The following is a 12,416-nucleotide window of genomic DNA, read 5'->3' on the forward strand; positions in this document are numbered from 1 at the left end:
GATATCCAAAACAAGCACACACCGACCTGCCCACTGGCTTTGTCGCAGTGAGCAGGTGTCGGTTTGTCGATAAATAGCTAAGTAGGCATCAGTTGCCCAAAAAGAATTTAATCCAGTCCGTGATTATTTGGCAGCAAAGGCATCACGCACCAATTTGGCATCGTTGAGCCATTGATAATAGCCGCCAAACGCCAAATAACTGTCAGCACTCAGATAGACGATTTGTTGGTTTTTCCAGGCTTTGGTGCCGTGCATCAAAGGATTGTCCAGCACCGCTTTGGCAGATTGACCTTCTTCACCAATGGCAGCACCACGGTCTAGGACAAATAGCCAATCTGGATCGACTTTTTGTAGGTATTCAAAGCTGATCGGCTGTCCGTGGCGAGCGTCTTGGATATGCTCATCTGCCATCGGAATGCCAAAAGTGGTGTGCAAAAAGCCATAGCGAGAGTTTTTGCCATAGGCGGATAATTTGTTGCCATTGACCAAAATCGCTAAGCCGTTGCCCTTATTTGCCACAGCCGCTTTGGTTTTGGCAATCTCATCGTCAATGCTGGCGATGGCGGCATCAGCTTCGGCTTGTTTGTCAAACAATTTACCAAAATCCGTCAGCTGCTGCTTGGTGGCTTCATAGACATTTTGGGTGTCGATGGTCAGATTGACCACAGGGGCGACTTTGGCGATCTCTTCGCTTTTTTCTGCCATGCGTGAGCCGACAAATACCGCCTTAGGCTGCAAGGTGTTCAAGGCTTCCAAATTCGGCTCAAACACCGTGCCGATATCGGCAGATTCTGGCGTATTTTCCGCTTTGACATTCGCCAGACGCAGATTGGCAGGCATACCTTCGACAGGCACGCCAAGCACGGCAAGGTTTTGTAGTGCCGTCATGTCATAGACCGCCAATGGGTGTGGATTGGCAGGCAAGGCCAGCTCGCCATTGGCAGTGTGAATGCTCACCTGACTTGGGGCATCGCTGGCAGTTTCGGCGGCTTGGGTGCTTTGGTCGCTCTCTGGCTGTGCTGGAGCGGATTTGTCGCAGGCACTCAGACTCATCATCGCCGCCAATGCCATGCCTAGGGGTAAAAATTTATTGGTTGTCATACATCACCTAAATTCAATGGTTGCAAATATTGCAAATGTCTCAATCAAAACAAATCGGCACAATGTCCAAATGTTGTATTATCAAATTTTGCTATTATAAAGCAGTATCGGCAATGATTCAAACCAAATAAGAATATTTTTTATTTGCAAATAATTAATGCTACAAAAAACTACAATTGCGTGATGATTGGGATAAATTTGCCCAAAAATTGCCCATCTTACTTTCTTACTTTGGGCAAAGGTTATTTTGGTGTTAAAAATTTTGAATAAAAAAACACCAAATCGGCGGACTTGGTGTTTACTTTTAATAACTTAACAATTGATTAATTATTACTAATTATTAAGTGATGAGCCATCAGTTGATTGTGGCACGGTATTTGACCACGGCGGTCGCACCGATGCCCAAATCTTCGATGTTCCAACGCAGGGCTTGATATTGGCTAAATGGCACATTTTGCACCACACCATTGACCGTGGTGCGTAGCGGCATAAACACAAAGCGGCCATCGCTGACGCTGGCTTGCGTGCCTAGAGATGGCGAAACATGACCATTAAAACTTGCCCCTTTTGGCAAGCTCAACGCCACCAGCATATTACGCACACGGTCTTTGCCGTTGTTGGTGAGCAGTGTCTGATACTCAATCAAATCGCCAGATTTAATAACGGTATCGGTGGTTACTGGCTCAAGCACTTCTTGACCATCAACCATACGCACGATAAAGGCATTCATCACCGTATCGACATCATTACTGGTAATCACCGTCGGCGTGGTGGTCGGTGTCTGTGCCGCTGCTGGTGCGGTCTTGGCAGGGGTGCTTGGTGCGGTGGTTGGCACTGCCGAACACGCCGCCAAAACCAGTGCAGACAAACTTAATGATAAAATCGCAGAAATTTTCATAAAATTATCCTTATTTGGCAAAATTAACATAAAATCAGCATAAAATTGGCATAAATTTGCTATAAGCATACCACAGCTTGCCCAAAGAGTGAATTTTTTGACTGTTTAATTATAGTAACTTATTCTAATCGCTTGAAAAACGCACAAAAAACTTGGCATTGCCCAAAAACTTTGCTATCTTATCCAGTTATGGCGATGTTTTTGTAACATTCTATCAATCCAGCCATCAGCCCAGCTTGATAGTCATCGCCAGATATTTTTATCATTTATTATTTGTAGCAAATTTACACTGATTTTTTATTGTTGTTATAGCAAACTACTGCCTGTTAGCCTGCCTTGCCATCTGGCTTTGGAGAAAATATGCACCCTATCCAATCATCTGCCGACACTACCACCAATCTTACGCCTGTGCATTGGTTTCGCAATTCTGCACCTTATATTAACACGCACCGCAACAAGACCTTTGTGGTGATGTTTGGCGGTGAAGCGGTCGCTCACGAAAATTTTGTTAGCTTGATTCATGATTTTGCACTGCTGCACAGTTTGGGCATCAAACTGGTGCTGGTGCATGGTGCTCGACCACAAGTCGAGCAAAACCTACAAGGGCGTGGACTGACCGCCAGCCTGCATGACGATGTGCGAGTAACGCCAAAGTCGGCGATGCCTGCCATCTTAGAAGCGGTCGGCTCAATCCGCCTACAAATAGAAGCCCAGTTATCCATGGGGCTTGCCAACTCGCCGATGTACGGCTCTCGCATTGATGCGATTTCAGGCAATTTTGTAACCGCACGCCCCTATGGTATCCGTGATGGCGTGGATTATCAGATGACTGGCGAAGTTCGCTCCATCGATGTCGATGCCATTCGCCACAATTTGGACAATGACCACATTGTTATCCTAGGCCCGACAGGATTTTCGGTAACAGGCGAGATTTTTAATCTGCTTGCCGAAGATGTCGCCTTGACCACTGCGGTGGCATTACAAGCTGATAAGCTGATTTTTTTGGGCAATGAAGATGGCATCATTGGGCGTGATGGTCGCTTATTGCATGAACTGATTCCCAATGAAGTCGATCGCCTGCTCAGAGATCGTGGCGACCAAGAAGAAATCGCCCACTTTTTACGCTGTGCGGCTGCTGCCTGTCGCCAAGGGGTGCATCGCACACACATCATCTCTTATACCAAAGATGGGGCGTTAATCGAAGAGCTGTTTACCAGAGACGGCTCTGGCACTTTGGTGAGCCACGATCCATACGAAGAGATTCGCCGTGCCACCATTCATGATGTGATTGGCTTATTAGAGCTATTAAAGCCGCTCGAAGAACAAGGCATTTTAATCCGCCGCAGCCAAGAGCGACTGGAGCAAGAAATTGAGTTTTATAGCGTGATTGAGCGTGATGGCACGATTTTGGGCTGTGCCGCTTTATATCCGCTCGATGAGCAGTCGGCAGAAGTCGCCAGCCTTGCCATTCACCCAGACTACCGCAAAGGCAGCCGTGGCGCGGATTTGCTGGCGTTTTTGGAGCAGCAGGCACGCAGCCACGGACTGCATCAGTTGTTTGCCCTAACTACGCACACTTCGCATTGGTTTGTTGAGCAGGGTTTTGGCGAAGTGTCGGTGGACGATTTGCCAAACGCTCGCCAAGGCAGCTATGATCACAGTCGCAATTCAAAAGTGCTAAAAAAACAGCTATAAACCGCTGCTAATACTACTCATATCGCTAGTCAGTATTGTTAATCAAAACTTCAAGTTGGACGACTTGAAGTTTTGTGTTTGCTACTGCCAAATTGTCAAAAAGTTATTGCCAAAAATGTGGCTGGCACAACAGCCATCTTTGGCCTTTTAAACGCAATGGCAAAGCAAGTCAGTGCTTGACAAATAAAGCGGTATTGGTAAAAACGGTTATCGTTTATCAAAGCAAGATATAAACTTATCACTTGTAATATCGCAATGCAAAATGTGCAGTAACGCCACAAATTAAAAAATAACCGCCTTAATCAAAGCGTGGATATAATCCAAATCGCCATGATGATTAAGATAAACATCGCTGCCACCAATGCCCGCACCCAGTAGTAATAAAGGGCTGCTTTTACTATTATTTTATTTTTTAATATTTTTAGATATGATAATAGGTGCAACCATTAAGAAGATAAATAACAACCACAATTGTCCATTCGATAACTCAAAAGTTGATTTAATCATCAGGTAAATTACCATTCCTAAACAAACTGGTATCATGTGATTGCTACCAACAATCTTTGTCATCAATTTTCTCATTGTAATATCTCTCATGGTTTGGCAGACTTGCTCTAAGCGAAAAATATTATAATCTTTGGGATTAATATTTTTAAACAAATATTAACATAATGTTTTTAAAAAAGAAAATTCCAACACAACCCCAAACAAAAACCCAAGCGATGACTTGGGTTTTTGCTATCTTAAGTTTGTTGTTTTTAGCGATTATTTGTCGTGTATTCATTGCCAAAATTAGCCAAAAATGCCGATAAAACTTTGCAAAATGGCCACATTCATCAAATCCACAAAAAACGCCCCCACCATCGGCACAATCAAAAACGCCTTATGCGATGGCATATAACGATCGGTAATCGCCTGCATATTGGCGATGGCGGTCGGTGTCGCCCCCAGACCAAAGCCACAATGCCCTGCCGCCAACACCGCCGAATCGTAGTCTTTGCCCATGATACGGAAGGTAACAAAATACGCATAACCAATCATGGCGATGGTCTGTGCCACCAAAACCACCAAAATCGGCCCTGCCAAACCTGTCAATTCCCACAATTTTAGCGATAGCAACGCCATGGCAAGAAATAGCGACAATGCCGCATTGCCAAAGACATCGATGGCACGGTCAAACATATCAAAATTAAACACCATCGTCAAAGCGTTGCGAATCACCACACCGCCAAACAATGCCCAAACAAAGGTCGGCAGCTCAAACCAAGTGTCTTTGGCAAAAGCGGTCATAATGTCGGCAAATGCCAAACAAGCAGCAAATAACGCCAAAGTCTCGATGGCTGATGAAGCGGTGATTAGGCGAATGTTGTCTGGACGCTCAAAAATCTCTTTGTGAGCGGTGTCGTCGCCCAAGTCGTGCTTGGTGCTGTACAGTGATTGATTGTCGGCAAGCTGCTCAACTTGTGAAGGGTTGTCCTTATTGGCGGTTGGCTTGATGCCCAGTTTGTTGGTCAGGCGTTTTGCCACAGGGCCACCGATGATACCGCCAGCAACCAAGCCATAAGTGGCACAAGCGATACCCAAAGTCGTCGCTCCCACCAAGCCGTATTTGTCTTCAAGCGTCGAACCCCACGCCCCTGCCGTACCATGTCCGCCTGTCAGCGAGATAGAGCCTGCCACCAAACCCATCAAAGGATCTAAGCCCAAAGCGGCCGATAGTCCAACGCCGATTAAGTTTTGGAAAATGATAAAACCTGACACCACAAACAAGAAAATCAGCAATGGCTTGCCGCCTGCTTTTAGCCGGCCAAAATCTGCCGACAGACCGATGGACGCAAAAAACATCAGCATGCACGCCGTCTGCAATTCTTTTTGGAAGGTAAAACTGTAACCAAAAAACCAATTTAGGCAATAAATCACCACCGCAGCGATTAAGCCGCCAGCCACAGGTTCTGGGATATTAAAATCGCCCAAAAACTTCACACGCTTTACCAAAAAGCGTCCAAGCAGCAACACCAATGTCGCCAAAATCAATGTATAATAACCGTTTAATACGATTTCCACCACAATCCCCTTTTGAATTTGTAGCACATATAACACCAAAAAGCGTACCGCCAAGGCACGCCGATGGATAACCAAAGGCATTACTAACTATTTAAAAATATTTAAAAATTTATGGATAATTAATAACATAAGCAATGCCATGCACTACAGTATATACAAAGTTGCTGGCATTTGCCAAATAAATCCGCCAATTTTTTGGTTTTTAAAATGTTATTTATCGTTTGTCTGTGCTTTTTTTTGGCGGTTTTTGGGTGATTTTGATAGGTTTGTGGTCATTGCCCATTTGATCATTATCACAAACAAAAACCCAAGTCATCGCTTGGGTTTTTGCAGTAAGTTTTGTGGTGAATTTAGCAAAGATTAACGCAAAAATGCTCGTGCGTTGCGGAACAATCGCATCCAAGCACCGTCATTTACCCAGTCGTTCGGCTTCCAAGAATGGTTCACCGCTCGCAAATTACGCTCTGGGTGCGGCATCATCAAAGTTACACGGCCGTCATTGCTACACACGCCTGTAATGCCTTCGGGTGAGCCGTTCGGATTGAGCGGATAATGCTCGGTTGGCTTGCCTTGGCTGTCCACATAACGCAGGGCGATTTGGCCATGCAATGCCAGCTCGGTCATGGATTTTTCGTCCAAATCGGCATAGCCTTCACCGTGTGCGATGGCAATCGGCAAAATGCTGTCTTGCATGCCTTTTAGCAGTACCGACTTGGTACGCTCAACACGGACATTGACCGTGCGTGCTTCAAAGCGTGCGGATTTGTTGGCTCTAAAGCGTGGGAAATGCTCTGCTCCCACCATCAAATCCTTTAACTGACTCATCATCTGACAGCCATTGCACACGCCTAGGGCAAAGGTCTCAGGGCGGTGGAAAAAGCGAGCAAATTGCATACGCAGCTCGTCATGGAACAGCACTGAATTTGCCCAGCCAGAGCCAGCACCCAGCACATCACCATAACTAAAGCCGCCGCACGCCACCAAACCTTCAAAGTCTCGCAGATTGATGCGTCCGCTCATCAAATCGCTCATATGCACATCAATGGCATCAAAGCCTGCACGCACAAAGCCTGCACCCATCTCCAGATGGCCGTTCACGCCCTGCTCACGCAAGATGGCGACTTTTGGGGTGCTGGTGCGGCTATTGACATACGGTGCTTCGACTGCCAAATCCAAATCATAATTGGCAGCGGCAATCAAGCCATGATGATTGACATCGTCAATTAGGGCAAATTCTTGGTCGGCACAGGCAGGATTATCACGCAAGCTGGCGATGGCATGGCTGACTTTGCTCCATTCTTGTTGCAGCTGGCTGCGGCTGATTGCCAGCGATACGCTTGGCGTGTTGATGCTTAGCACATCTAGCCCTGCACCGCCTGCTGGCGTTTGTTTGGCTTGACCAATTAGGCTAACAAATCGCTCAACGCCACAGTCTTTGACCAATGCCATAAACGCTTCGGTGTCTTCTGGCAGCACCTGCACCACCGCACCCAGCTCTTCGGCGAATAGCTGACCAAGCAAATTGTCATCGCCAAGTGCCAGATTGACCGCCATACGACTGGCAAACTGCATCTCGGCCACCGTCGCCACCAAGCCACCGTCACCGATGTCGTGATAAGCTCTGATTAATTTGGCTTTGGCGGCGGTTTGGATAAAGTTAAAGAATTGGATCAAATCGTCTGGCTGCTCCAAATCTGGGCAGTCATTACCAAGCTGGCTTAAAGTCTGTGCCAAAATCGAGCCGCCCAACCGCAATTTGCCTGCTGATAAATCGATGCGATACAAGGCTGAGTCTTGATTGACCAACGCTGGTGTCAGCGTGTTTGCGACATCTTGGACAGGAGCAAAGGCGGTGATGATCAGACTCATCGGTGATGTGACAGATTTATCCACGCCATCGTCTTGCCAAACGGCTTTCATGGATAAGCTGTCCTTGCCCACAGGAATGGTGATGCCCAGTGCAGGACACAGCTCTTCGCCCACGGCATGCACCGCATCGAACAAGGCGGCATCTTCTTGTGGGTCGCCACATGCTGCCATCCAGTTAGCAGATAGGACGATGTCGCTGATTTTATCAATGCGTGCCGATGCGATGTTGGTTACTGCTTCACCGACTGCCAAGCGTGCCGATGCCTTGGCATCAATCAACGCCACTGGTGCTCGCTCGCCCATCGCCATCGCTTCGCCAGTTTTGGCGTGTAAGCCTGTGCTGGTCACGGCACAGTCTGCCACTGGCACTTGATAGCGGCCGACATATTGATCTTGAGTAACCATACCAGTGATTGAGCGGTCGCCAATGCTGATTAAGAACGATTTGCTGGCAACGGTTGGGTGGCGAAGTACATCTTTGATGCTGCTTGCCAAATCGACCGCTTGGATGTCCAGTGCTTTTAAAGCGACCGCTTGACGCTCAAATTGACGCTGCATTTTTGGCGTGCCACCAAGCAGCACCTGCATTGGCATATCCACTGGCTGCTCTGGCAACAGCGGATCATCAACCACCAACTGACGCACCGCCGTCGCCACGCCCAAAATCGCATATGGGCAACGCTCACGCTGGCAGATTTCATCAAATAACGCTTGGCTGTCTGGGCGAATTGCCAAAACATAACGCTCTTGGGCTTCGTTTGACCAAATGGCCATCGGCGACATGCCTGCTTCTAGCGATGGCACTTGACGCAAGTTTAGGTGTGCGCCCAGCTCGTGATCGTCCACCAGCTCTGGCATGGCGTTTGATAAGCCGCCTGCACCGACATCGTGGATTGAGATGATTGGGTTATTGTCCACGCCATCTTTGGTCATCGCCCAACAAGTGTCAATCACTTCTTGGCAGCGGCGTTCCATCTCGGCGTTGTCACGCTGTACTGATGCAAAATCCAAACCTTCGTCCAGCTCGCCACTGTCCACCGAGCTTGCCGCACCACCGCCCAAGCCAATTTGCATCGCAGGGCCGCCCAGCACGATGAGCAGATCGCCTTCTTGAATGGTGTTTTTTTGTACCAAATCACGCTTGATGTTGCCATAGCCACCAGCGATCATGATCGGCTTATGATAGCCACGCATTTGGCTGCCGTCTTGGGCATCAGAAGTGTCTAGCTGAAAAGTTCTAAAATAGCCGTTCAAGTTTGGGCGACCAAATTCGTTGGCAAATGCCGCACCGCCCAATGGGCCTTCGATCATGATATCCAGCGCTGATGCCATGCGTGCAGGCTTGCTGTAATCGGCTGCTGACACCACCCCAGAAGTTTCCCATTTTTCAGGCATATTTGGCAGGTGCAAATGCGATACGCTAAAGCCAGTCAAGCCAGCTTTTGGTTTGCCGCCACGACCTGTCGCCCCTTCATCACGAATCTCACCGCCTGCCCCAGTCGCCGCCCCAGCAAACGGTGCAATCGCCGTTGGGTGGTTGTGCGTCTCAACTTTCATCAAAATGTCAATTTGCTCATCGTGAAAGCCGTACTGTGCTTCGCCTGCGTCGTTTTTGGTGGGATAAAAACGCTTATCCATAAAGCCTTCCATCACCGCCGCATTGTCCTTATATGCCGACAAGATGCCGTCCGAGTGTTTTTCGTGCGTGTTGCGAATCATCTTAAACAGTGACTTGGGCTGCACCGCACCGTCCACCGTCCATTCGGCATTAAAAATCTTATGGCGGCAATGCTCGGAGTTGGCTTGGGCAAACATCATCAGCTCAACATCGGTCGGATTGCGTCCCAATTTGGTGAAGTTTTCGACCAAATAATCGATGTCTTGGGCAGACAACGCAAAGCCGTATTTGGCGTTGGCATCGATCAAGGCTTGCTTGCCGTGATTGATGATGTCCACCGAGTTTAGATGTTCAGGCTTGCCATCAACGAACAACGCCGACACCGCCGCCAAATCATAAACCAAACTTTGGGTCATGCGGTCGTGTAAAATCGCTTCGGCGGCCGCTGGCAAGCGTGCTGGTAAATCATCGCCAGTCAAGGTATAAACCACCACTCGCTCAACACGGCCAATCGGCACACCGCAGTTATTAAAAATATCGGTCGCCTTTGATGCCCAAGGGCTGATTGTGCCAAAGCGTGGGGCGACAATCACCTGAATTTGATTATCGGCAGCAGGCTGCTGGGTCAGTTTTTGACCTTGATTTAACAAATCAATCGCCTTGTTATAGTCTGGCTCAGACAGCGGTGCATCAAAAACATACACCTGCTGGCTGCTCAAAGCGTGAATTTTCAGCCCAGCTTTGTTGCGAAGTTGATCCGCCAATTTTTGTGCTTGAAAATCTGTCAAAAAACCCAAGCCTGCGATGGTACTCGTCATGGTATTTACCCTTGCAAAAGATGCCAAAATCGTGGTCGTTTCAAAAGGTGGTGGCTAATTTTTAAATATGATTTAAATTATCATTTAATCCATAATATAAAATCTCTGGCATTACCCAAAGCATCGCCACGCCCCAAAATAAATGCTTATCATTATAACAGATTTTTAATGAGAATTTTAACCAAAAACAACAAAGAGAGACGAAAATTTCATCTCTCTTTGCTCATCATCAATCACAAGCACCGCCAAAAATTATTGATAAAAATCAATAATCATTTAATCAGTCAAATCTTAACGCCAAGGACTAACACGCATCGCTTCTTGGATTAAGTTTTCATTTTTGGTGATTCGTTGGCTGATTTCAGCGATTTTATTGGGCAATTCTAACAAATGCTTGCGGGCTTCTTTTTCACTGCCAAAGTTTAGATTATCGCCTTCTTTGAGCTTTTTTAGTTGCTCTTGATAAGTAGCGAGATTTTTCTTGTCCGCTTTGATCAAGCCTTGTAACTTATTGATATTATAGCCATATTCGTTGGCACGATACAGCTTGGGCTGCAGTTGTGCTGGGCAATTGTGGGTGTTAATGTAGCCGCCAGACAGTCCCTTATAATAGGCGTTTGACGGCGTGCAATATTGCACCAGCCCAGCGTCTCGCCCACGCTCCCACGCCGCTTCGTCTGGGACGATGCCCACCTTGGCACAGGCTTTGCCGTGCTGCATCAAGCGTTGCCACGACTCGCCACGGTTGCCGTCTTTGACACCGACAGCGTACCAATCCGCCGAACGGCACTCGTTGGCAGTCATGGTTGCACAGCCTGCCACCATGCCCATTACCGCCAAAATGCCTATCATGATATATTTCATCGTTACTGTCCTTGAATTTTATTAACGATTAAATTAATAGCGAATTATAAAAATTGACAAATGAGCGTGTCAAGTTTTATTCCACGCCAGCCAAGTCCAGTTTTGAGTCAATGCGAAATACCAACCACGCACCGACCACCACCAAAATACTGACAATCATACCCAATTTGACCACAGGATTTAAGTCAAATAAGCCAATGAGCAAACCGCCAAAAATCCCCACCGAAAACTGCAGCGAACCCTGTAAGGCACTTGCCATGCCTGCTCGCTTTTTTTGAAATGCCAAAGCGATGGCGGCGGCGTTCGGCTGAGTAAATCCCAAACCTGCAATACAGCTAAAAATGCTGGCAAAAACCAAATAAAAATTGGCATCACCACCAAAAACAAGCCCAAGCAGCAGCAAGCAGCAAGCAGCCACCAACTGCATCAACGCCCCAAAACGCAAAAGCTGCACCAAGTGAAAGCGTTTGGTCAAAAGCTGATTGACCTGCGTTAAAGCGATAAAGCCAAAGGCATTTAGCCCAAAGGCGATGGCAAATTGTCGCTCATTTAGCCCATAATTGACCATAAACAGCTCGCTTGAGATGGACAAATAGATAAAAAACGCCCCTTGTAGCAGTCCTGCCGCCATCGCTGGCACCATAAATCTTTGGTCTTTCATCAAGCTGACATATTGAACAAAAGTCTGGCTCATCGGCTTGGTGTTGCGGTTTTCTTCAGCCAAAGTTTCTTTTAAAAACAGCTTGGTCAAAATCAGATTGACCACGCCATAAGCCGCCAAAAACCAAAAAATGGCGTGCCATTCGGCGACTTGTAAAATCGCCGCCCCCAAGCTTGGAGCCAAAATCGGTGCTACGCCCATCACCAAAATCATCAAGCTAAACGCTCGTGCCGACTGCACAGGCGTCAGCGTATCACGAATGGCGGCACGACTCACCACCGCCGTAACGCACGCACCCAGTGCTTGCATTGTCCGTGCCGCAAACAGCACATATTCGCTGCTTGTGGTCGCACAAATCATCGACGCTATCACAAAAATCGTCATGCCGATATACATGGGCTTGACCCGCCCCACACGGTCGCTAAACGGCCCATAAAATAACTGCCCCAGCACCAAGCCGACAAAATACGCTGGCACGGATTTGGCGATGCTTGAGACGCTCACCCCAAAATCTGCCGCCATGCTCGGAAAGGACGGCAAATACATATCAATCGACAAAGGGCCGATGGCAATCATCACGCCCAATATCATCACCCACAAGACGGGAAAGTCTGTTTTTCGCTGTTGATTCATGGTTGTCATTGTTGTCTTATCTATTGTAAAAATTTGGGTAAAATGAAAATAAATTTTGGTAAAATAAGTTTGTCTAATTTGCATAAAAGTTGCATTTAAATTTGAATTTCGATAAATAAACTCGAACAAATTGAATAAAAAATTGAGCAAACTTAAGCAAATCAAGACAAACTGGGCAAATAAAACGCACCATTG

General features: G+C 47.2%; 7 protein-coding genes. 1 reads left to right on the plus strand and 6 read right to left on the minus strand.

The window, feature by feature from the left end; translation table 11 throughout:
• Window positions 1-123: 123 nt before the first annotated feature.
• Window positions 124-1,101, minus strand: coding sequence for a siderophore ABC transporter substrate-binding protein (locus ACFBZI_RS03160; protein WP_375714987.1), 978 nt, complete (start codon window positions 1,099-1,101; stop codon window positions 124-126).
• Between the two features lie 355 nt (window positions 1,102-1,456).
• Window positions 1,457-1,999 (minus strand): hypothetical protein, encoded by a 543-nt coding sequence (locus tag ACFBZI_RS03165; RefSeq protein WP_375714988.1) that lies wholly within the window; start codon window positions 1,997-1,999, stop codon window positions 1,457-1,459.
• A 360-nt stretch (window positions 2,000-2,359) separates the two neighbouring features.
• Here ACFBZI_RS03165 and argA point away from each other — a divergent pair, with 360 nt between their 5' ends.
• Window positions 2,360-3,694 (plus strand): amino-acid N-acetyltransferase, encoded by a 1,335-nt coding sequence (argA, locus tag ACFBZI_RS03170; protein ID WP_375714989.1) that lies wholly within the window; start codon window positions 2,360-2,362, stop codon window positions 3,692-3,694.
• Between the two features lie 792 nt (window positions 3,695-4,486).
• Here argA and gltS read toward each other — a convergent pair.
• The 4 genes from gltS to ACFBZI_RS03190 all read right to left on the minus strand — a co-directional run bounded on the left by gltS (window position 4,487) and on the right by ACFBZI_RS03190 (window position 12,221).
• Window positions 4,487-5,758, minus strand: a complete 1,272-nt coding sequence (gene gltS / locus ACFBZI_RS03175; protein ID WP_375716302.1) for a sodium/glutamate symporter — start codon at window positions 5,756-5,758, stop codon at window positions 4,487-4,489.
• A 360-nt stretch (window positions 5,759-6,118) separates the two neighbouring features.
• Window positions 6,119-10,063, minus strand: a complete 3,945-nt coding sequence (gene purL, locus ACFBZI_RS03180) for a phosphoribosylformylglycinamidine synthase (RefSeq protein ID WP_375714990.1) — start codon at window positions 10,061-10,063, stop codon at window positions 6,119-6,121.
• Window positions 10,064-10,354: 291 nt separating this feature from the next.
• Window positions 10,355-10,927 carry a DUF2799 domain-containing protein gene (locus tag ACFBZI_RS03185; protein ID WP_375714991.1) on the minus strand — a complete coding sequence of 191 codons (573 nt, stop codon included), beginning with the start codon at window positions 10,925-10,927 and terminating at the stop codon, window positions 10,355-10,357.
• Between the two features lie 76 nt (window positions 10,928-11,003).
• Window positions 11,004-12,221 (minus strand): multidrug effflux MFS transporter, encoded by a 1,218-nt coding sequence (locus ACFBZI_RS03190; RefSeq protein ID WP_375714992.1) that lies wholly within the window; start codon window positions 12,219-12,221, stop codon window positions 11,004-11,006.
• Window positions 12,222-12,416 lie beyond the last annotated feature (195 nt).

It is taken from the genome of Moraxella marmotae (genome assembly GCF_042219885.1).
Lineage (GTDB): Bacteria > Pseudomonadota > Gammaproteobacteria > Pseudomonadales > Moraxellaceae > Moraxella > Moraxella marmotae.